This window comes from Sphingobacterium sp. GVS05A (assembly GCF_019969845.1).
Taxonomy (GTDB): domain Bacteria; phylum Bacteroidota; class Bacteroidia; order Sphingobacteriales; family Sphingobacteriaceae; genus Sphingobacterium.
This window is the reverse complement of the sequence record NZ_JAHXYR010000002.1, coordinates 684,153-707,228: the sequence shown is the minus strand read 5'-3', so window position 1 is coordinate 707,228 and position 23,076 is coordinate 684,153. Positions and strand designations below refer to the sequence as shown.

19 protein-coding genes are annotated in these 23,076 nt (G+C 39.1%); 8 read left to right on the top strand and 11 right to left on the bottom strand.

The features are described from left to right. Positions 1-96: 96 nt before the first annotated feature. Positions 97-780: a hypothetical protein gene (locus LC454_RS07685; protein ID WP_223581195.1), complete on the top strand. Its 684-nt coding sequence runs from the start codon at positions 97-99 to the stop codon at positions 778-780. A gap of 79 nt (positions 781-859) precedes the next feature. Beyond that, positions 860-2,554, top strand: coding sequence for an amino acid permease (locus LC454_RS07680; protein ID WP_223581193.1), 1,695 nt, complete (start codon positions 860-862; stop codon positions 2,552-2,554). Positions 2,555-2,616: 62 nt separating this feature from the next. Here LC454_RS07680 and rlmF read toward each other — a convergent pair whose 3' ends face one another. Together rlmF and LC454_RS07670 are read right to left on the bottom strand one after the other, a co-directional pair. Next, positions 2,617-3,528: a 23S rRNA (adenine(1618)-N(6))-methyltransferase RlmF gene (rlmF, locus tag LC454_RS07675; RefSeq protein WP_223581191.1), complete on the bottom strand. Its 912-nt coding sequence runs from the start codon at positions 3,526-3,528 to the stop codon at positions 2,617-2,619. Positions 3,529-3,603: 75 nt separating this feature from the next. Next, positions 3,604-5,550, bottom strand: a complete 1,947-nt coding sequence (locus LC454_RS07670; protein WP_223581189.1) for a KUP/HAK/KT family potassium transporter — start codon at positions 5,548-5,550, stop codon at positions 3,604-3,606. Between the two features lie 259 nt (positions 5,551-5,809). Here LC454_RS07670 and LC454_RS07665 point away from each other — a divergent pair, with 259 nt between their 5' ends. After that, on the top strand, positions 5,810-6,241 hold the full coding sequence (locus LC454_RS07665; protein ID WP_223581187.1) for a T9SS type A sorting domain-containing protein: 432 nt from the start codon (positions 5,810-5,812) through the stop codon (positions 6,239-6,241). 89 nt (positions 6,242-6,330) lie between these two features. On the opposite strand, the gene ispG is transcribed toward LC454_RS07665, so the two are convergent. Together ispG and LC454_RS07655 are read right to left on the bottom strand one after the other, a co-directional pair. After that, positions 6,331-8,337, bottom strand: coding sequence for a (E)-4-hydroxy-3-methylbut-2-enyl-diphosphate synthase (ispG, locus tag LC454_RS07660; protein ID WP_223581185.1), 2,007 nt, complete (start codon positions 8,335-8,337; stop codon positions 6,331-6,333). Positions 8,338-8,382: 45 nt separating this feature from the next. Beyond that, complete coding sequence (locus LC454_RS07655) at positions 8,383-9,330, bottom strand: LiaI-LiaF-like domain-containing protein (RefSeq protein WP_223581183.1); 948 nt, start codon at positions 9,328-9,330, stop codon at positions 8,383-8,385. Positions 9,331-9,575: 245 nt separating this feature from the next. On the opposite strand from LC454_RS07655, the gene LC454_RS07650 reads away from it, so the two are divergent. The 3 genes from LC454_RS07650 to LC454_RS07640 all read left to right on the top strand — a co-directional run bounded on the left by LC454_RS07650 (position 9,576) and on the right by LC454_RS07640 (position 12,168). Further along, positions 9,576-10,310 carry an MlaE family ABC transporter permease gene (locus LC454_RS07650; protein ID WP_120262200.1) on the top strand — a complete coding sequence of 245 codons (735 nt, stop codon included), beginning with the start codon at positions 9,576-9,578 and terminating at the stop codon, positions 10,308-10,310. Between the two features lie 9 nt (positions 10,311-10,319). Continuing rightward, positions 10,320-11,078: an ABC transporter ATP-binding protein gene (locus tag LC454_RS07645; protein WP_223581181.1), complete on the top strand. Its 759-nt coding sequence runs from the start codon at positions 10,320-10,322 to the stop codon at positions 11,076-11,078. 184 nt (positions 11,079-11,262) lie between these two features. Then, complete coding sequence (locus LC454_RS07640; RefSeq protein WP_223581179.1) at positions 11,263-12,168, top strand: class I SAM-dependent methyltransferase; 906 nt, start codon at positions 11,263-11,265, stop codon at positions 12,166-12,168. Between the two features lie 98 nt (positions 12,169-12,266). Here the strand turns inward: LC454_RS07640 and LC454_RS07635 are convergent, their stop codons facing one another. The 3 genes from LC454_RS07635 to LC454_RS07625 form a co-directional block, all read right to left on the bottom strand. Next, positions 12,267-14,045: a hypothetical protein gene (locus LC454_RS07635; protein ID WP_223581177.1), complete on the bottom strand. Its 1,779-nt coding sequence runs from the start codon at positions 14,043-14,045 to the stop codon at positions 12,267-12,269. Between the two features lie 84 nt (positions 14,046-14,129). Beyond that, positions 14,130-14,972, bottom strand: coding sequence for a formyltetrahydrofolate deformylase (purU, locus tag LC454_RS07630; RefSeq protein ID WP_223581176.1), 843 nt, complete (start codon positions 14,970-14,972; stop codon positions 14,130-14,132). Positions 14,973-15,009: 37 nt separating this feature from the next. Further along, positions 15,010-16,863, bottom strand: a complete 1,854-nt coding sequence (locus tag LC454_RS07625; protein WP_120262205.1) for a DNA topoisomerase IV subunit B — start codon at positions 16,861-16,863, stop codon at positions 15,010-15,012. Positions 16,864-17,029: 166 nt separating this feature from the next. On the opposite strand from LC454_RS07625, the gene LC454_RS07620 reads away from it, so the two are divergent. After that, complete coding sequence (locus tag LC454_RS07620; RefSeq protein WP_223581175.1) at positions 17,030-18,181, top strand: SPFH domain-containing protein; 1,152 nt, start codon at positions 17,030-17,032, stop codon at positions 18,179-18,181. Between the two features lie 22 nt (positions 18,182-18,203). After that, a complete protein-coding gene (locus LC454_RS07615) occupies positions 18,204-19,313 on the top strand; it encodes a zinc finger domain-containing protein (protein WP_223581174.1) in 1,110 nt (369 codons plus the stop codon). 73 nt (positions 19,314-19,386) lie between these two features. Here the strand turns inward: LC454_RS07615 and LC454_RS07610 are convergent, their stop codons facing one another. From LC454_RS07610 to LC454_RS07595, 4 genes are all read right to left on the bottom strand, one after another. Further along, positions 19,387-20,379, bottom strand: coding sequence for a hypothetical protein (locus LC454_RS07610; protein WP_223581173.1), 993 nt, complete (start codon positions 20,377-20,379; stop codon positions 19,387-19,389). Between the two features lie 31 nt (positions 20,380-20,410). After that, complete coding sequence (locus LC454_RS07605) at positions 20,411-21,520, bottom strand: hypothetical protein (protein ID WP_223581172.1); 1,110 nt, start codon at positions 21,518-21,520, stop codon at positions 20,411-20,413. Between the two features lie 10 nt (positions 21,521-21,530). Beyond that, entirely contained in the window at positions 21,531-22,274 is a 744-nt protein-coding gene (locus LC454_RS07600; RefSeq protein WP_223581171.1) for a hypothetical protein, read from the bottom strand. A gap of 265 nt (positions 22,275-22,539) precedes the next feature. Beyond that, positions 22,540-22,995 (bottom strand): phosphoheptose isomerase, encoded by a 456-nt coding sequence (locus LC454_RS07595; RefSeq protein WP_223581170.1) that lies wholly within the window; start codon positions 22,993-22,995, stop codon positions 22,540-22,542. Positions 22,996-23,076: the final 81 nt, after the last annotated feature.

Here is a 23,076-nt window from a genome sequence, read left to right as displayed (position 1 = left end):
TGGATTTAATTTTTTAATTTACAAGATGCAAAGATAGGAGATTAAGCGTATATTGAGCGAATAATTCCATATAAAAGCACACGCTAATAAGCTAATATGAATTTTTTATCACATTTTTATTTTGAGCGGTTTGCGACCAATCCGGAGCGAATTGTTGGCGGGTTGTTACCTGATCTGTTAAAAAATGCCGATAAAACTTTTGTGCTTAAACCCAGGCAATATGAAGATGAATTGCTGGATAACCCATTGTTGGAACAACTTTATATCGGTTGGAACCGTCATATAGAGGTTGATCGTCTCTTTCATAATTCAACTTATTTTTTTCATCACACACATCAATTAAAGTTACAGATACAGTCAAGTCTACAGGGACTGCCCATTCGACCTTCCTTTATGGCACATATTGCTTTAGAGTTGTTACTGGATCATATCCTGACACAGCAAAAGGCAGTGTCTATAGATAAGTTCTATGCTGCAATGTCCCAGGTGAACGAAGATGCTGTGCGGAAATTTTTGAAAATAAACCAATTACGTGATATTCCTAAGTTTGATAAATTTTACCATCAATTTATTGACTGGAAATATATCTATGATTATGCGCATATTGAAAAAATTGCGGGTGCGCTTTTCAATATCTGTAAACGCTTATGGCAATTTGAAGTTCAGGAGCATCAGCGTGAGTTATTGACGGAACAATTGATTTCTTATTTACAGCATCATATGGCGGATTATCAAGAGATTTATCAATATATTCATTATAAGTTGGTCGACTTTAAATAGTCTGTCCAAAAAATACCAATAGTATAAGACCTTGAAAATATTTATTTTCGCATAATTTTAAGTATAAAACTAATATTACATGTCACATAGACTTTTTCGGAAGAAAAGTGTTGATCAGATCCTACTGGATACCCAAAAGGAGGGTGGAACTGGCCTCGCGAAGGTTTTGGGGGTAACCGATCTGGTTTCATTGGGTATAGCCGCTATTGTGGGAGCTGGAATCTTTAGCACCATCGGATTAGCGAGTTATGAAGGTGGGCCTGCCGTTTCTCTTCTATTTATTTTTACTGCTTTTGCCTGCGTGTTTACAGCACTGGCATATGCACAGTTTGCCAGTACTGTACCTGTCTCGGGATCAGCTTATACGTATGCCTATGTGGCTTTTGGTGAGCTGTTTGCCTGGATTATCGGCTGGGCGTTGGTATTAGAATATGCAGTTTCAAATACGGTAATAGCTATTTCCTGGTCGCAATATTTTGTTTCTATGCTGGAGGGGTTTGGACTGCACATGCCTGCTTGGCTTTCGATGGCGCCAGGGTATGCTTATGATGCTGTGGATAAAATGAATCAACATGGAATGTCAAGTCTTACGGCTATTGATCAACATGGACTTGCTGCATTTAATAGTGCGCCACGGATCGGAGGAATGCCTATTATATTTGATTTACCCGCGGGGGTAATTACCTTTTTGGTCACTTGGCTCGTTTATATAGGCATTAAGGAATCCCAAAAAGCAAGTATGATTATGGTTATGATCAAGGTTGGGATAATTCTGGCGGTAATTTTTGGTGGAATTTTTTATGTGAAGCCCGAAAATTGGACTCCTTTTGCACCAAATGGCCTACAGGGGGTACTTGGAAGTGTGGCGGCCGTATTCTTTGCTTTTATCGGATTTGATTCGATCTCAACAACCGCCGAGGAATGTAAAAACCCTCAACGTGATCTACCTAAAGCAATGATTTATTGTTTATTGATTTGCACAGTATTGTATGTGGCTATTACATTGGTGTTGACGGGGATGGTAAATTATACTGAACTCAATGTAAAAGATCCTTTGGCTTTTGTGTTTAAGTATGTTGGATTTGACCATATGGCTGGGGTGATATCAGTAACATCTGTTATCGCGATTACCAGTGCTCTTTTGGTTTATCAACTGGCTCAACCGAGGATTTGGATGACAATGAGTAGGGACGGGTTATTATGGAAGAAATTTGCCACTATTCACCCGAAATATAAAACACCCTCTTTTGCGACAATTGTAACAGGTCTTGTTGTAGCAATTCCTTCTTTATTTTTCAAGATGGACTTCTTTGTTGATTTGACGAGTGTTGGTACGTTCTTCGCTTTTATTTTAGTCTGCGCGGGTGTACTGTATATGGATTATTCGGGATTATCGGCCAAATCCAAATTTAAGGTTCCCTACATCAATGGTAAATACCTGGTTGGAGCAGGACTCATAATCGCGATTGTCTTGATAGGAATCTATGGAAAAGATACATTGAATGAATGGAAGAAGCTTTCCATTTTGGAAATAGTAGAACATAAAATGTTAGTGATCATTTTTTGGCTAACATGGTTGGGTTTGAGTATTTATAGCTTTAAAATGAATTTCTCGCTTTTACCTGTTATCGGAATATTGATTAATCTTTATTTGATGACCGAGCTTGGTGCAAGTAACTGGATTATTTTCGTGATTTGGTTGGTTCTTGGTTTAGGAGTGTATTTTATGTACGGTTATAAACATTCTAAACTAAATAAATCAGCAGCTATTTAGAGATCTGGTATCTATGATATTTAAATAGAAAAGGAGCTATTTTTCAATAGCTCCTTTTCTATTTAAAATCTCCACAAAAGTATTCGGCTTACTTTGTTACCTTGTTCCATGCGGATAACTTCGGACTCTTTTACATTGATTTTCTTTAACTTATGCTGTAGAAAACGAACGTCTTCACGATGAGCAACCAATGAGGAGAACCATTTAACCTGATCTTTGTAGAATTGACTCTCAAATATCATGCGTGTCAAGAAGGCTTTCTCGCCGCCATCACACCAAAGTTCACTTCCTTGTCCTGAAAACGTCTGGACAACGGTATTCTCATCTAATTTAGCATTTTTTATACCTGTAGCTTTACGTACGGATTGTTGTAATGCTTCTGTCTGCGAACTAAAGAAAGGTGGATTGCAGATGATCATGTCAAATTTTTCATCTGGGAGGATGATATCTTTGAAAATCGCTTTTGGATTGTTCTGTAATCGTATTTGGATGTTCTTTTTTAAGCTCACATTGGTACGCGTAATTTCAATCGCGTTTTTATACGCTTTTTTTATGATTTCTGAACCAACAAAACTCCAGCCATATTCTTGGTGACCAATAATGGGATAGATACAACTGGCTCCCACACCAATATCTAGCACCCGTACCTTTCCTCCTTTTGGAATTTCACCGTTATTATCTCTGGCAAGAACATCCGCAACATAATGAATATAATCTGCTCTACCTGGAATAGGAGGGCATAGATTTTCCTTTGGGATATCCCAATGTTGGATGTGGTAGTATTTTTTTAGAAGTGCTTGATTTAAAACCTTAACAGCATCGGGGTTGTTAAAATCAATTGTTTTGAGCTTATAAGCATTTACTGTAACAAAATCTTTTAAGGAAGGTTCGATTTTGCTAAGTTCGTCAAAATTGTAATTATCGAGATGTCTATTTCGAGGGTGTAATTTCTTTGTTGGATTAGCGTCTGCCATGATATAATATTTGCAACAAAAGTAATGCAATTCTATTGAATAAAAAAGGTGATGCTTCTGCACCACCTTTAAGACTTAATCTTTTCGTATGAGATGAACCTCCGATGTCTGCGGGAAATTCAGTGGAACTCGTTCAATCGTGACGAAACTGGAATCTAAACCAAATCCCTTTTCTTCGGATAAACTCATTTTTTTCAAGTACCCATAGATGTCCATAATCACTTTTTCGATCCATGACATCTGGTTGGTTTTGGATAATACCTTTTCCAGTACGACAAATTTGAAATCTCCTGGAATATTATGTTTACGGAGTGTTTCGTATTGACTTGTGATGTCAATTTCACCTTTTTTAACCATTTCTTCAACTACTTTTCTGAAGAGTAGGCTAATACGCTGTTCTTCTCTAAAACCCAATTTGAAGTCAATCCGTATAAGTTTTCCAGGGATCAGCTGATCAATGGAATATTCCCTTGTGTGAGGATGGTCCATAACATCTACGTGTACCAACCAATATACGTCAGCGCGTTTAGGTTTTTTATTAATGATGGAGTAAATAATTTTGGCTTCAATCTCAGATTTGAAATTTGCACTAGTCAAGTATACCAAATGTGACGCAAAGGGCGGAACAGACTTGTCTTCGCTCAATTCCGATATAATCGGATAATATTTGTTGATATTGATAAAGTTGACAAATCGATTTTTAATCTTACGCGCGGTATACCAGCAGTACATTGTACCAAACAAGGCAATCGCTAATAAAAGTGTCAACCAACCACCATGGGCAATTTTTACACCATTACCGATCAGGAATGTCAATTCTATCACAAAATACGCTACTAGGAAAATACCAATGAGTACGCGGTTGACTTTTTTCATGGCTAGGAAATAACCCATTAAAACGGTTGTCATCAGTACCGTTAGGTTGATGGCAAGACCATAGGCTGCATCCATTTTGCTTGATTCTTCAAAGACCCAGATAACGATCATACAACCAATCCATAGGATAAGGTTGATTGACGGGACATATAATTGACCTTTATGCTCACTAGGATAGCGGATAGCGACTTTGGGCCAGATGTTTAAACGAACAGCTTCTGAAATTAAGGTGTAGGATCCCGAGATCATGGCCTGACTGGCGATCACGGCGGCAATAGTTGCGATAGCGATACCATAACCGATAAACCAATCTGGCATAATGGAGTAAAACGGATTTGCTCCGCCTAAGACACGACCTTCCTGTGTTAATAACCAAGCTCCTTGACCAAAATAGTTTAATATCAGTGTGATCTTAACATAAATCCAGCTAATGCGAATATTTGCCTTACCACAATGTCCCATATCTGAATATAAGGCTTCAGCACCTGTTGTACAAAGGAATACAGCACCGATCAAGAGTAGAGAGTGTGGGTAGGTGATTAAGATATGAAAGGCATAATACGGATTAATTGCTTTCATTACTTCTGGGGCCAAATGGAGATGGGACAGACCAAGAACTCCAATAATGGTGAACCATATTGTCATTAACGGGCCGAATACTTTTCCGACAACAGAAGTGCCAAATCGTTGAATAATAAAAAGTAAAGAAATAATCGTTACCACAATCGGTACCGTTGGAAGACCTGGGAATTTGATATCCAAACCTTCTATCGCAGAGGATATTGTGATAGCGGGTGTAATCATCCCATCAGCTAGCAATGTGGCTGCACCTATCATTGCTGGGAAGATCAACCATGGTGCTCGTTTGCGAACCAAAGAGTAAAGTGAAAGAATTCCACCTTCGCCTTTATTGTCAGCACGTAAGGTGATCCAGACATATTTGATGGTTGTTTGCAGGGTAAGTGTCCAAAAGACGCAGGAGAGACCTCCCAAAACAAGATCTTTTTGAATGGCACCTTGCCCCATGATTGCTTTGAAGACATATAGCGGCGAGGTACCGATATCCCCAAACACGATTCCTAAACTGATCAATAATCCGGCGACACTCACCTTATTGATACTGTTGTGATGACTGTTATCTGTCATTTAATTATTATTTTATTTCAAAATATAATGCAAAAATAGACTTTTTGTCTGTACTTTAAGCAGGTACATTTGCTGCGCCAAATTTTAGCATTTCATTTGACATGCGCAATAGCTGTTAAAATTTGTTAAAAGAATCTATCGATCCCTACTTTAGCTCAAAAAATTTTAAACAAAATACTAACTTTGTTGTTGATAATTCAAATAGTTAGCGTTATATTTGATTAAACCGTAACCAATATTTGAAGTCTAATTTAACACTATGGGGAGAAATCTACTTAAAGCAGCTTATTTAACACTTATTACCACACTGACCTTGTGCAGCGGGGTAAGCCAAGTGTATGCAAAGTCTCCTGATGACCATACTTTTTTGCAAGGTACTTGGAACGGTAATGAGGGATTTGGGGATCACAATATTAAAGATACTGAGAAACTGATCAATAACGTTAAAGTATTTTATAATCCAATTGCCGAACAAGTCAATCTTTCCTTTAAACTGGCAAAGTCATCTAGTGTGTCTATTAAAGTCATGGATGCATTAGGCAATGAAATTCTACAATTGATGAATGGAAATCTTGACGCTGGTGTTCAGAATCTTTCTTTTGAACATGGCGGCAAATTAACAACTGGATTTTATTTTGTGCGCGTTGTTGCGGGATCGGAGACTGTGGTAAAAAGATTTTCTGTCCGCTAAGTAAGACAAGAAGACTCAATTGATAAAATTGAATTTATAATATAATAAGGAAGGGGATCATTTGATCCCCTTCCTTATTATATTATCGCTTATTCTTGTACTTCATCGATCCATAGCCCATCATCTTGGATAATCTTGATCAATTCGTCCAATGCCTTTGCTGAACTGACATTCTTTTTGACGACTTCCTGGCCCCTATATAAGGTTACTTTATCAGGACCGGCTCCTACATATCCATAGTCTGCATCAGCCATCTCACCAGGGCCATTCACGATACAACCCATAATGCCAATTTTCAAGCCTTTGAGGTGATTGGTGCGACTCCGAATCATTTGAGTGGTTTCCTGAAGATCAAACAGTGTTCTTCCACAGCTTGGGCAGGAGATATATTCTGTTTTTGATATTCTTGAGCGGGTTGCCTGCAATATTCCGAAGGAAAGAGATGCAATGTTTTCTAATGGGGTCGCCGGAGAATCAATCCATATGCCGGAACCTAAACCGTCAATTAACAATGCGCCCATATCTGTGGAGGCATATAACTGTATTTTCGAGATAGGCTCCTCGGGGTTCATAAACTCGCCCATAGGACCTGAAAAATCCTCCTTACGATAGGATCTTTTGATAATGACGGGATTATCAATGCCGATTTCTTGCAGATTTCGGAAAAATTGGCGTTGATCCGCCATTCCGTGTGTATGGTCGGTTTCTAATATAAATACAACAGTCTTGTCTAACGGTAATGATTCAAATAACGGGCTCGTTAAATCCGTATTACGAATTTTTACCATATTCAATACACTATCCTTATTGTCTACATGTACAAACTCTTCCAGCGTATAGAGTGGATGGATATTTGTTTTGTCTTTAAGGTTGGACCATGTCTCAAAATTATATACCTGCTTTAAATTTGCGGGCATATTAAATGAAGGCAGATGATCCCCTAGATAAACAAAATCTACGGATTGCTCACCCATATGATATTTATCCAAAAGGATATCATAGCGGTAACCAACTTTTGTAAGAATTTGGGCGTCTTTCAGATTTTCATTCGAGATATCTGTTACAATTCTGGGAACCAGGGAACCACCAATGAAGGTATTGACCTCTTGACTCTGATAGGGAATAGTTGGACTATCTATGGAGAGCTGCGTGATTTCTTCTTTTGGTTGATTGGCCAGAGCGTTTTTTCGCTGACTATATCTATTGACCAACGCTATTGCTACTGGGGCTTCGCGTTCAGGCTCTTCCGTAAGAGAAACCCGTACTGTATCGCCAAGTCCGTCTTCTAAAAGTGTACCTATCCCTACAGCAGATTTCACACGACCATCCTCTCCATCACCAGCTTCTGTCACGCCAAGATGTAGCGGATAGTTCATGTTTTCAGAAACCATCTTTTCAACCAGCAAGCGGTAGGCCTTGACCATTACTTGAGGATTGGAGGATTTCATTGAAATACATAGATTATAGAAATTGAGATCTTCGCACATCCGGATAAATTCCATGGCGGATTCTACCATTCCTTCAGGAGTATCCCCATAATGGCTCATGATCCGATCTGAAAGAGAACCATGGTTTGTACCAATCCGCATGGCAGTACCATACTCTTTACAAATGTTTACCAGCGGAGTAAACTTGGTGTAGATACGTTCTAATTCTAATTTATATTCCGCTTCAGTATATGACAACAGGTCAAATTTCTTCTTATCGGCATAATTACCTGGATTTACCCGAACTTTCTCGACTATCCGGGCGGCAACTTCAGCAGCATTTGGTGTAAAGTGGATATCTGCTACTAAGGGTACGTTATAACCTCTTTTTCGAAGTTCACTTTTTATATTTGCAAGATTCTGAGCTTCCTTTATACTTGGTGCAGTGATACGAACATATTCACAACCTGCTTCTACCATTCGAATAGTCTGTTCTACAGAGCCGAGTGTATCCATTGTATCCACAGTAGTCATACTTTGAATGCGGATCGGGTTGTCTCCACCCATAGGGATATCACCGATCTGAATTTCCCTTGTTTTCCATCTCGAATATTCTACCTTGGAATTACAATAGATCCCTGGTAAAGTCAACATATTACTTGTGCTCATATATAACACAAAGTTAGCTTTTCTTGACTAAAAAATCACTGCCAATTAATATCTTCTAATTTTTATTGAAGCAATTCCGCCATTGATGTCAAAATCAAATTTTTCAGTCGCTGCATCATAATTAGTTGATTTTACCATACCATCCATTTTTAGGAAATCGCCTTCATAAGAAGTTGACGACAGGGCATTATCGCTGGTGATACGACATGCTGCATTTTTAGGGATTGCAATTTCGATCGAAGATGCACCGGCGTCCATGGATATTTTTGTTGTTGCTAAAGGTTGTCCAAGTTTTAATTTTAGACTTGTCGCTCCGGCATCAATATCCAATACCTCAATTTTATATGGTGAAAGATCCAATTTGGCATCAATTGCACCAATATCAAAGTTCAGTCTCCATACGATATTTGGATTGAGTGCAATGTAGGTATTGTTATTTTTGCTATTAAAATCTTTGTCTTTGAATTTGCCTTTTAAGTTAATATCAATTTTATCTGAAGATTCCCCATGGGTAGTCATACCCAAAAGATATTCACTAGAGGTATTGTATGCTGTGAAAATTGAGGATGTAGTTATACTATCGTTTTTTAAGGATGTAGCTCCTAAATCGACATTCAAAGTTGCGCTTTGGATTTTATTGTCCAAGGGTACCTGTAGTTTTTTTGTTGTATAGTTGGTCTTATCATTTGGATCGTCCATATCGATCTGTACCCCCTTGTTTTTTAATAATTGCGTCAAAAGCGGCTCTTTTGGAGTAGATAATCCGATATATGTAAGAAAACCCAGGATAACTACGGTAGCACCGATAGCAATAAACTGTCCGATTTGTTGATCCTTAGGGACCAGCATACGGATTCCAGCGAGGACAATAAATAATGGCCAATATCTGAAAATTCCTACCCAATTAAAGGAAATACTATTAAGTTGGGATAATAATAAGACAATTCCTATAAAAAGAATTGTAATTCCAGTTGTTATACGTTGTGTGTTCATGACTAATTCCGTTTGTTATATATCCCAAAAGTAGATCGCTTTGTTAGACACTGTACGAAAGATTAGGCTATTATACATAAAAATTCGGTAAATGTGACTAATTGATCGGTAAGTAATTTTGTTTTTCTCCTACTTTTTAGGTTTTCGCTTGTTTATATATTTGTTGGAATTAAGTACCTTTAATGGATACATGTGCCAAACATCGTGCTTGGTATTGTATAATACATAGAATTTAAATTGATAATATGATTTTTCATCACATTGGTGCGTATCTAATACTACTGAAGTCAGTCTTTAAAAGGCCGGAGAAGGGGCGTATCTATTGGAAAGAGACCATGCTGACAATGACCGATATCGGTATAGGATCTTTGGGACTTATTGTGATCATTTCCACGTTTATTGGAGCGGTAATGACCATGCAGATCGCTTTTCAGATGGTTTCCGATCTAATTCCAAATTCGATTATTGGTTCCATCAATAGGGATTCAAATATTTTGGAGTTGGGGCCTACGATTTCGGGATTGGTACTGATGGGGAAAATTGGCTCATCGATTTCTTCCCAGATTGGGTCAATGCGTGTGACTGAGCAGATTGACGCTTTGGAGATTATGGGGATAAATGCTCCGGGTTATCTCATATTGCCTAAAATATTGGCAGGAGTGACTATGATTCCGATGCTGGTTATTATCGCCATAGTCTGTGCATTAGTAGGTGGTCTATTGGGTGGCTCTCTTTCTGGAGCTGTAACTCCGGCGGATTATATTTTAGGTATTCAAGATAATTTTAATGGATTTACAGTGACCGTAGCACTTGTAAAGGCTGTTGTATTTGGCTTTATTATTACTTCTGTATCTGCATATAAAGGGTATAAAGTGAAGGGGGGGGCCTTAGAAGTAGGACAAGCGAGCACTGAAGCTGTTGTAGTTGGATGTATTACCATTCTGGCAGCAGACTATGTGATTACAGCATTAATGCTTTAAAAAGATCATATGATTCAAATTGAAAATATTAATAAGTCTTTCGGTGATAACCATGTTTTAAAGGGGATCAGTGCAAATTTTGAACCTGGAAAAGTGAGTTTAATTATTGGTGGATCTGGTTCGGGAAAAAGTACCTTATTAAAATGTATTGTCGGATTACATCATCCGGAAAAAGGAAAAGTGTTGTTTGACCAAACGGACTTCACGCGGATGAATTTTGAGGAACGCGTGCCCATCCGGAAAGAAATAGGTATGCTGTTCCAAAATTCGGCCTTATTCGATTCAATGACAGTCGAGCAGAATATTATGTTCTCGCTGGATATGTTCACAGATATGTCTAAATCTGAGAAATTGGACCGTGCGAACCATTGCTTGGAACAAGTTAATTTAGAGGGGCGCAACAAGTTGTTCCCCGCGGAGTTATCCGGAGGGATGAAAAAACGGGTAGGAATTGCGCGTGCAATCAGTATGAATCCCAAATATCTTTTTTGTGATGAACCCAACTCAGGTTTAGATCCTGAAACCTCTATTGTAATCGACGAGCTGGTTCTTAAAATTACGCAAGAATTAAAGTGTACAACGGTCGTTGTGACCCATGATATGAATTCGGTTATGGGAATAGGTGAATATATTCTGTTTTTATATAAAGGACAGAAATTCTGGGAGGGATCCAATAAAGATATGATGCGGTCAGATGTAGAAGAATTAAATAATTTTGTGTTTGCAAGCCCGTTGATGAAAAGTGCAAAGGCCTCTATGGGACTATAAATGCTGGAAAAAAAGCGTATGATTGAAATCTGTAATCAATAGATGCTTTTTGTACAGATTGTGTCTTTATTGATTTACATGGAATTTTTATATGCTTCAATCTTACGAATGTTATTTTTAAAATGGATGGGCGAACGCTAAATTTCAATATGAAAGAAATTTAGCTTAGTTTTGTCGCAAAATTTTGATTTTGGCAACAACGAATATACAACTATTGACCCCACAACACTGGAAGGACTATGAGCTCATTGACTGTGGTGATTTTGAAAAATTAGAACGTTTTGGAGATCTTATATTAATCAGACCCGAACCACAAGCTGTATGGCCTAAGGCTTTGAGCGATGCAGAATGGAACAAACGTTATCATATCAAGTTCAAGGGGCGTTCAGCTACCTCTGGAGAATGGTTGAAAAAAAATCCGAAGATTCAAGATCGTTGGCATATCCAATATAAAAACGATGATGTAGCGATCAAGTTTAGGTTGGGCCTTACCTCGTTTAAGCATGTTGGTATATTTCCTGAACAGGCTGTCAATTGGGATTATATTTCGGAATCTGTTCGTTCTTTCAAGACTGAAAAACCTAAAGTTTTAAATCTTTTTGCTTATACGGGAGGTGCTTCATTAATAGCTAAGGCTGCGGGAGCAGATACAACACACGTCGATTCCATTAAGCAGGTTGTGACCTGGGCCAATGAAAATATGGAGATTTCCAATCTTGACAATATTCGTTGGATGGTTGAGGACGCTTTGAAGTTTGTCAAGCGTGAGCTAAAACGCGGAAATACTTACAATGGTATCATATTGGATCCACCAGCATATGGACATGGGCCAAAAGGGGAGAAATGGAAGCTTGAAGATCATATCATGGAGATGATGACTGAGGTTGTTCAATTACTGGATCCTAAGGAGCATTTCTTGATCTTAAATACTTATTCATTAGGGTTCTCTTCAGTCATTGTTGAGAATCTAATAAAAACTGCATTTCCGAAAGTGGAGAATTTAGAGATTGGAGAACTTTTTCTACAGGCAACTGCAGGACCAAAATTACCGCTGGGCGTTTTTGGGAAATTTCGTAAAATTGCAAAGTAGATCTTGCTGTTGAATAAACGCAAGTACTTAATAACATAAAACGCGGCAGGTCTACAAGACCTGCCGCGTTTTATGTTTAACATGAATAGATATGGTACCTAAATACGAACATTCTTTAAACGGATCATAGCAAGTTCCAATTGTAATGGTATGGCTTCTAGGGTACTTTTAGGGATACAAACGAGCTTATTTTGTAGATTATGATAGTAATCTATCCCTAGCTGTAATTGCGCCTTGAACTTAGTGATATATTTTATTTTTTTGTCATTGAGGATGTCTTTATTGACCTCGACGTACTTTTGAATATGATCGATGTAAAGGTCTAATTCATTGATTAGCACAAATGGTCTATCTGAATGCTCTAGGATAGAACCCCGACCATAAATATGATCAACCATCTGTTTTAAAGAATACTGTCTTTTGAACCAAACCAGATTCGGTCCGGGGCAAATAGAAACAGCAACCTGTTCTTTATTTCGTTGGATGCCGTATTTGAGATAGGCAGGAGCCGCCAGACCTTCACAGAGACAGGTTTTTTCAGTGATGGTATCGAATGACCTGTTATATTCTTCAACGGTAAGTCCTTGCCCTTGCAGTTCTTGGATCTTTTGATGCTGATAAGCGCGCGAAGCGGTACAAATCGGTTTTTCTCCGAACTCACGATTAGCGATAAGATATTCCTTTTTGCAGGGGCTACCCGGTCTCCCTTTTTTGATGCGTTCTAATCGTAACTTTTCGGCACTGCTTGGTCTAAAATTATTAAATGGTACTCCTAAAGGCGATGCTCCACTGCAATAGAAATCTGTTTTCTCAGCTTCCTCCAGTGCTTTCAATGTTTCATTGTCTACAGTTGTTGCCTCTGGAACCATTAGAAATGGAGAACCCCAACCTACGGCATCGAATTCATAGTAATCCAATAGAAACCTGTGTTCCATAGCTGTCCCTACTCCGCCTTGTACAGTGTATCTAATTGGGGGCAAAACCGTTAATAGTACACCTTGGGATGCCCAATAATCCTGATAAATTGTAAAGAGTTCAATTTTTAAGTTTTCTTTTTTCTCTTTGAATTCCTCAAGGATGGGACCCAATAAAAAACCATCAGTAGCGAATGCATGCCCACCACAGTTCAATCCAGACTCTACCCGGAATTCAGATACCCAAACACCTTTTTTTGCTAGATATTTTGCCTGGATAAGCGATGATCTAAAGTCGCTGACTTTCAAAACAACCTTTTTGTCAAACGTGCCATCAGCTTTTGGAAAGAATGCTGGTAATTCGGCCAAATAGGCATATAAATGAGGATTCATTCCCGCTGATAGGATAACAGCAGAATGTAATGAGGAATTGGCGAATCCACGTAGTGCAGCTGATGCATCTGAATATTTTTGATCTAAGGCAGTATTATTTCTGAAATTCAGTTTATCCACTTTGGACATAATATTGACATCGATTTCGCCGGGGTTTACATAGCCGATCAATAATTCTTGTAACTGCTTCCTAATGCTGGAATTGGACTCAATCTCCATGGCATGATAGATTGGTCTAGCAGGATGAGATTCCGGCAATAACTGAAAATATTTTGTTAAATCAGAATCCTTTGTAAAAGCTTGCTGCTTTAGTGTTTCCATCTGCTGTTCTACTAAAGTCTTGACCAAGTCAAGGTAAGCGGTGATTCGACTGGCCCTATAATCTTCTTCGTTCTTATAAATGGGGTTATAGGCTAGTTGGTTAAGTTTGCAGTAATATGCCCGGATGCGCTCTATGAGCTCATCGTCTACAATAGACATGACCGTTGAGATGCCATAACGGGCAACTTTGATTGCTGAGTCTATTGAAAAAGCAAGTCCTAATACAGGGATATGGAAAGTGTGCGTCATTCTTAAATAGTTCTTTTACGAAATAATCAAGAATAACGCGATAAAAAAATAATGACTATACGTGTAAAGTGATGATTGTGATCACTATTCAAATACAATCGTTTTGTAATCGTTGAGCATCACACGGTCTTCACTCAATAAACGGATCGCTCTACTTAAAACGGCTTTTTCAATCTCCTTCCCAGCAGTAACCATATCTTTGACTGTATAGGTATGATTGACATGACGAATATCTTGAACTATGATAGGGCCTTCATCAAGCTGGTCCGTGACAAAGTGTGCTGTCGCACCAATGATTTTTACACCTCGAGAATGTGCCTGCTTGTAAGGGTTTGCCCCTATAAATGCAGGCAGAAATGAATGATGAATATTGACCAACTTATTTTCGAATGTTGCAACAAATAGGGGAGAGAGGATTCGCATAAATTTTGCTAGAATAATATAATCAAAATCGTATTGTTTGATTTGGGCAATCAATTGTGTCTCAAAATCTTCTTTCGATATACCTTCATGCGAAATATAATGGAATGGGATCTCAAATTTATCCGTAAACGAACGTAAAGTATCATAATTACTAATGACAGCCTGTACTTCTGCTCCCCAGGTTTCAAAATGTTGCCGTACAAGAATATCTGCTAAACAGTGGTGCTCTTTGGTTACGAGAACAACAATTTTCTTTCGATTACTAGGGTTGACTTGAATCTGAGCTGAGGGAGGAAGTACGTTGGCTAGGGAATTGGCCAGCTGCGTTTGATCAGGAAAAAGTCCATTGCAGACAACGCGGACAAAAAACTTGTTCGCCTCCTCATCAACATATTCCCGCATGGTAATGATGTTAAGCTGATACTGGGCCAGTGTGTTGGAAATATTGGCTACTAATCCAACAGCATCTTGACATTGGATCAGAATTAAGGTTTGGTTGTGCATGAAATATTGGTCGTAGGTCGCAAAAAAGCGGGTTAAATTAACCCGCTTTTTTTGTTAGTTCTTCTTCAAGGTCTACTTCTACACGTAGATTCTCGACAATATGTTTTTGTCGATCTGGTGTGTTTTTGCCCATGTAATATTCTAATAATTGTTGAATTTTATTGTCTTTTGATAAGATAACGGGATCAAGACGGATATCTTTTCCGATAAAGAGACCAAATTCGGAGGGTGATATTTCACCTAAACCTTTAAATCGCGTGATCTCAGGCTTAGCTCCTAGTTTTGCAATTGCTTTTTGTCTTTCTTCATCCGAATAACAGTAGATCGTCTCCTTTTTGTTCCGCACCCTGAATAATGGTGTTTGGAGGATAGATACATGTCCCGCTTTGACCAAATCAGGGAAAAACTGTAAGAAAAAGGTCAATAACAGAAGTCGGATGTGCATGCCATCGACATCGGCATCTGTAGCGATAACGATATTATTATAACGTAGTCCATCTAACCCATCTTCAATATTGAGGGCGTGCTGCAAGAGATTGAACTCTTCGTTTTCATAAACGATCTTTTTGGACATGCCATAAGAGTTCAACGGTTTTCCTTTTAAGCTGAAAACAGCTTGAGTCTGTACGTCACGTGATTTGGTGATCGAACCTGAAGCGGAGTCTCCCTCTGTTATGAAAAGTGTCGTTTCTTGGTTACGCTCGTTTTTATCGCTGAAATGGACTTTACAGTCACGCAATTTGCGGTTGTGTAAAGAGGCCTTTTTAGCCCTTTCATTCGCTAGTTTTTTGATCCCTGCAATATCCTTCCGTTCTCTTTCAGATTGGAGAATACGTTTTTGAAGCGCATCGGCAGTACTTGGATTTTTATGCAGGTAATCATCCAATGCTTTTTTGAGAAAATCATTGATAAACCCTCTTACAGTAGGGCCTTCTGGGCCTACACTCTGAGAGCCTAATTTTGTTTTTGTCTGGGATTCGAAAACCGGTTCCTGTACTTTTATGGCGATTGCACCAATAATCGAGGATCGAATATCTGATGCATCAAATTCTTTTTTGTAGAACTCGCGAATGGTTTTTACAAGTGCTTCGCGGAATGCTGCTTGATGTGTTCCCCCTTGTGTTGTATGCTGACCATTAACAAAGGAATAATATTCTTCTCCATACTGTTGACCATGGGTCATTGCAATCTCGATGTCTTCCCCGCGTAGGTGAATGATTGGATAGCGCATGGATTCGGCGTCAATATTCCTTTCTAATAGATCTTTTAATCCATTCTCGGAAATAAATCGCTGTCCATTGAAGTTGATCGTAAGACCTGAATTCAGAAAAACATAATTCCAGATCATATTCTCTACAAATTCTGAACGGTATTTGTAGTTTCTGAAAATAGAATCGTCTGGATAGAATGTTACCGACGTACCATTACGTTGAGTAGTGTCTTTCTGCTCATCATTTACCAATTCCCCTTTGGAAAACTGTGCGATACGCGTTATATTTTGGCGGTAGGATTGTACCGTAAACTGGCTGGATAATGCATTGACGGCTTTTGTACCCACACCATTTAATCCAACGGATTTTTGGAAGGCCTTGCTGTCATATTTACCACCAGTATTGATTTTGGAAACTACATCTACGACAGAGCCAATCGGAATTCCACGGCCATAATCGCGTACTGAAACTTTGTTTTCGTTTACAGTGATATCAATGGTTTTACCGGCACCCATCACAAATTCGTCAATCGAGTTGTCGACGACTTCCTTCAATAAGACATAGATGCCATCATCGTAGGCCGAACCGTCCCCCAATTTTCCTATGTACATTCCCGGACGAAGGCGGATATGCTCTTTCCAATCCAGGGACCTAATACTGTCTTCGTTATATGTACTCATAAATTTATGTAGAACTTAGCTAACAAAAGTATAAAAAATAAAAACGATATACGGTATGGAAGACTAAATTTTTTAGATATCTATGGTTTCTGATATGATTGGTAAAATTGGCGATTTCCCAAGAAATGTTTACATTTAGTGTAAGTAATTATAAAGAGAAAAATTTATGGGGTTATTTGATAAAATCAGGAATGAATTTATTGATATTATCGAGTGGGTCGATAATAGTACTGATACGATCGTATGGAAATTTCCTAGGTATCAGAATGAAATAAAAATGGGTGCGCAACTTACTGTACGTGAGGGGCAAGCAGCGGTGTTTTTAAATGAGGGTGTGGTCGCCGATGTATTCCAACCCGGAAGATATGAATTGACAACTCAAAACATGCCGATTATGACAACCATCAGAGGTTGGAAGTACGGCTTTAATAGCCCGTTTAAGGCTGATGTCTATTTTATTAACCTACGTCAGTTTGTCAATCAACGTTGGGGAACAAAAAATCCGATTATGTTGCGTGACCCTGAATTTGGGCCGATACGTCTTCGCGCTTTTGGAAATTTTTCATTCCAAGTGAAAGATGTCCCTGTTTTTATGAAACAGCTGGTTGCCACGACCCCGGTATTTACTGTAGATGATATTACTGAGCAATTGCGCAATATTGCTGTCTCAAGAGGTATGGATGCTATTGCGGAGTCAAAAATTCCGGCGTTGGATTTAGCGTCTAACTACGATGAAGTTTCGGCATTGATTCAACAAAAGATTACTGGAGATTTTGAGGAGATCGGATTGAGCTTGACCAAATTTTTGATTGAGAATATCTCATTTCCAGAAGAAGTGGAAAAAGCACTGGATAAAAGAAGTAGTATGGGTGTGGTTGGGAACCTTGGTGCTTATGCGCAATTCCAGGCAGCCAATTCGATGGAGAAAGCAGCGGAAAATCCAAGCAGTGGTGGTATTGTTGGTGCGGGCTTTGGTGCAGGTTTGGGTGCTGGGATGGTTGGACAAATGGGCAATGTATTCCAACAGAATAATTTTGACGGGAATAACCCTGCTGGTGTTGCCGGTGCGGGAGCTGTTGCAGCGGGATCAGCTGGGCCACCACCATTACCCAAGGCTGTTGCTTATTACCTGGCTATAAAAGGCAAGCAGGAGGGACCTTTCGATCAGGAACAATTGCGCGGATTAGTGGGTGAAGGTACGTTTACCACATCAACATTAGTATGGAAAGAAGGGCTCGATAACTGGACCGAGGCCGATAAAGTTGTTGAATTGAAGGATTTGTTTTCGCAAACCCCGCCGCCAATTCCTGGAGTTTAGAGATATAAGTGCTATCACGAGTATGAGTTTTGAAGAGAAAACCTCCGAAATAGATCGGGGGTTAAAATGCCAAGGTTGTGGTGCCGTTTTGACCTATCAGCCAGGAACTTCTTATCTGGAATGTTCTTATTGTGGGACAAAAAATGAAATTGCGGATGAAATGCCAGTAAGTGGCGAGATTGAAGCAACGGATTATAAGGTTTTTGGTAAAGCGATGGAAGGCGTAGCAGATGAACGTTATAGTTATCTAGCTGAGGTTGTTCATTGCAACAACTGTGGCGCTAATTCAAGGTTGAATCCGCATGTTACCGCAGATGTCTGTGCTTTCTGTGCATCGCCATTGGTTATTGATCATCAGCAAAGACGTATTGTCAGACCCCACGGACTTGTACCTTTCACAGTGGACTACAAACAGGCGTTTGGATTATTGACCCAATGGGCAGGGAAGGTCTGGTTTGCCCCCAATGATTTCAAAAAAATCTTTAATACACGGAATGATCGCTTAAAGGGTGTTTACATCCCATTTTGGTCCTATGACTCCGATGTAGATTCTTCTTATGAAGGATCCCGTGGGGAATATTATTATGTAACACGGACACGACGTAATTCAGACGGTGAAACGGAGGAATATGAAGAGCGCCGTACGAACTGGTATCCGGCTTCAGGAAGGATCTATAGTCGATTTAGAGATATTGTTATTTCTGGATCGACCTCACTGCCCGAAAAGTTCTCGGACAAAATTGGTCCTTGGAACCTAGATTACCTGAAACCGTTTAATGAACAGTATTTAAGTGGTTTTATCGCGGAGACTTTCAGTGTTGATCATGTGGTGGCTGCCGGAACTGCCCGTGCTATTATGGATCGTGAAATTGTGCGACAGGTGGAAGATGATATTGGCGGGGATACACAGGACATTGATTCCATCGATAGCGATTTTAAGTCGATCAGATTGAAATATATTTTGTTGCCGGTCTGGCTCTCAGCTTATCAGTATAAAGGTAAGAGTTATCAGATTATGGTGAATGCTTTCAATGGCAAGGTTTATGGACAAAGACCGTACAGTGTCTGGAAAATAGTATCTCTGATCCTTTTGATTCTTTTAGTATTATATCTTTTGAGCTTTATGGGCTAAGGTTTGTAATGATGATACAAAAAGAGCTGTACTTTGAAAGAAGTACAGCTCTTTTTGTTGCTGTAAAATGTAATTATTTATTCAATGAAAGCAAGAAGCCGATCGTGAAGTTTGCGTCCCAGTCAAATACAAAGGTATCGCAATTGGTCGCATCCTTAAGTGCTTTGTAGATGTTTACTCCGCTTTTGGTTTTTATTTTTTCTGCTTTATAAGAGGAAGGGTCATTCAATACAGTAAACCGTTCCTCTCCTTGACGTGTCTGAGATGCTAGTTCAAAGGGAACGCCGCCAATGATAAAACATACTTCTCTTTTTGCAGCAGGTATTTTCTCACCTAATTTTTTCACTTCCGCATAAACGGCATCGTCTTTTAGATCTTTTTCATAATATTTTGCACCAGGTGCTTCCTCAGATTTGGTATCACCATCAATCCAGGAGATCTTGGTGTTGCCCGAACCGATATCCACAACAAAAGAGTTTTCTTCATAAGCCTTAGGAAGAACAGATTTAAGCGCTAGCTTCCCTTCTTGTTCGGCAGTCACTAAGTTAACAACAAAACCCATTTTTCTGAGTTCGGAACTAATCACAGTTGTCTTAGGTTCTTTCTGTGCGCCAGAGCTGATAACAAAGTGGATGTTTTTGGATTTCACACCTTTATCGAGCATCATGCCGATATAGTCTTTTAAACCTTTACGGATATCTTCTGTATTGGCTAAGCCTTCATAAGCAAAGGATTTACCAAAATCTTTGGAAATAATCTCCCAACGATTTTCTTTATCCATATTGACGACAAAGGAATTAAATCCTGAGGCGCCCACTTCTACAACACCCTTATACTCTCCATCAACGGGTTTTTCAGGTTGATAATTGAATGAACGTGCGCTTCCAGAGGTTGGGGTAGCTGCATCTGGTGCGTTGAAACTGGTTGTATCAGCTTTATTAACAGTTGGGGTAGTGTCGAATTTGCCTGATTGCATCGCCCAATAGCCAATAGCTAAAATAGGTACCGCGATAATAAGTGCTTTGATAGGCCATCTTAATCTGGCCCATGTCGATTTCTCTTCCATAATTTTGAATAATATGATATTGTTTTGTTAATTAATCTAGTAATGTAAAGCCTTTGTCGATTTTCTCCTCTGGCTTGAGCTCGTAGCTCGCATCAGACATCTGAGTGACATTGAGTACTTTCAAATTACGTTCGTCGACCTTACGGATAAATTCTTCCAGTTCTCCTTGTGAAGGGGCGCCACCGACCGTGATGTTGTTGTTTTGATCCAAGAAATCCAAGTTCGATCTAATCGAAGCAATGTTTTGACTGATAGCACCTGTAGCTGCATTCATTGCTTCCTGAAAAGCCCATCCATCTTTGATATTAAATACATCGGCAAGACCATCCGTTGCATTTTTCATTTTTTGTGTTGCTTCTAACTTCTTGGAAATAATTGAAATACTGCTATCCAATGTGCTTACATAGATACGTGCTGCGCTTTCGTTGTCTTTGAGGACCTCCAGTACTTTCGCAAACTGATTGGCGTATTGCACATAGCTACGGGCATTTTGTTCTTCTGATTCCCCTTCTTTACCTAGCAAAAAAGCTTTGGTACGTGTCTCCTTGGCATCTCTTGCATAAGCATTGGCTTTCTCCGCATTATTTTTGCTGGCTTCTTCTTTTGATTTTTCATCAAGATTAGCAGCTTCAGCTGTAAACCTTTTCGCATAAGTATACTTTTCTTCCGCAGTTTTTTGCGCTGTTTCACCGCTTTGAATCATATCAATGCGAACACCGTCCACATTACTGATCTTCTCCTTTACACGTTTTAACGTGTCTTTGGCATCACGGGATAGCAATTGTAAAGTCTCGATGGGATTATTTCTAATAATGGATTTTTCACCTTTGAACAGTAGTACTGTACCCAAGCGATGCAGTAGGGCGATGATCTTAGGAGCTAAAAGCAATAAGGTGATCAGGATAATACTGAAAATAACAAATAAAATGCTCTTTCCTGCGTATTCGAGCATAATGGGAAGAAATTTGAAAAAAGCAAATGCGCCGCCCAAAAGTAATGCCCAAAAGAAAACAGTAGAAACAGTTTTTTTTGCTTCTGGAGATTTTAATTGTGCAGGTAAATGATCCCCCAAAACTTGAAATATGGGGAGTTGTGTCTTTATTTCAGCGGGAATATTGATGTATTGATCTTTTTTTTCCATTGATTTATTGTTATGTAATTGATTGATTAATCATATGCAATGCGTTGTTTATTTCGGTAATAACCTCACCAACAGCAGCGTTGCCTATTGCTATTTTTTGTTCGATTTCTTTGATCTTTGGTTCGTACTTTTCATTAATCTGTCCCAGGGCAACCTGCTTTTTCTGTAGGTCATCTTGCAATTTGGTTATATTTTCCGTTAATGCTTTGATTTCACTGTTCAAATTAGCAATTTCCATTGTTCGGTCCTGTTCTGTCCTTTTCTTTTCCTCCTGTTTCTGATCCGACTCCTTGGCTATGGTTTCTTTAAGCTTATTAGCATAATTTGTGCCAGTTGCCACAAGTTTTTCCTTCGATAGTGAACTATCTACAAACTTAAGTGAGGTATATGCCGCTTTTAAGGTGTTTTCTTCTACTTTGCCCATTGCAGCAGCGGCATTCCAGACTTCAAAAAAATCGACACCCTGCTCATTGAGTTTTTCGAGGATGGCATAAACCTTGAGTTTCATTTCTTTGAGATCCGTAGATCCATCGTTGGCTGTAATGGGAATAGGCGGCGGAGTCTTACCAGTTGCTACGGGTGGTGTTACCGACGTATATGTTGGTGTGGGAGTATTTAATTTTTCTTGTGTCGGAGCAGCAGGTGCTGGAGACGGAGATTGAGGGGCAGAGCTTGTCTGATCATCTTCGAAAATTAATTTTTTAAGACTGTTTAATATCCCAGAACTTCTTTGGTTTTCGTTGTTGCTCATCATGTGACATTTTATTATACGTATACTAAAATAGTAAAAATTAGGATTGTGACAGCTAATTTATTGGAATGAAATCATCATCAGGTTAATTAATGGTCAGAATGAGGCGAATAGACCTAGCTGATAATTTTCATCTTAATAAAATACGGAAGCAATAGATGAGACTTCAATATCTGAAAAAATGACGAATCTAGGGGATAGCTATAAAAATGAAAAAGGGCTGTCATTTGTGGACAGCCCTTTTATGAAGAATAGATAGAAAGTACTTCTATCTACCAAAGTCGTCTTGAACACGAACAATATCGTCTTCATCTGAAGGGTTGTTCGCATCGGTATGTTGCCAAATTTCTGCCAAAATACCAAAGCCATCCAAGCCAATTAGGCGGTGACGTTGTCCCTGACGTAATCTGATTGTTTCACCTTCTTTCAAAGTAGATACCACTGACTCCTCATCGGTATCAGAAACCATAACACCTACGTTGCCTTGAATAACACGCCAGATTTCAGCGCGACGGTGGTGGTATTGCCAAGAAAGTCTCTTGTCTGGAGCAACGATCAGAATTTTTGGGCTTAATTTTCCTGAAATTCTTAACTCCTGAACATCCAATCCACCAAAATACTCATTTGCGAACTCTTGTGCCTGGGATTCGTCGATGACAAAAAAGCCACCCCAAGGGCGTGCTGCATCCGACTTCTCAATGTTGAATCCTTTGGATGTCAACATCTCTTGCACTTTTTCAAATAATGCGGTTTTATCTATAGCCATCTTATAAAATTTCTAAAAAATTTATTGATCATTAATTCA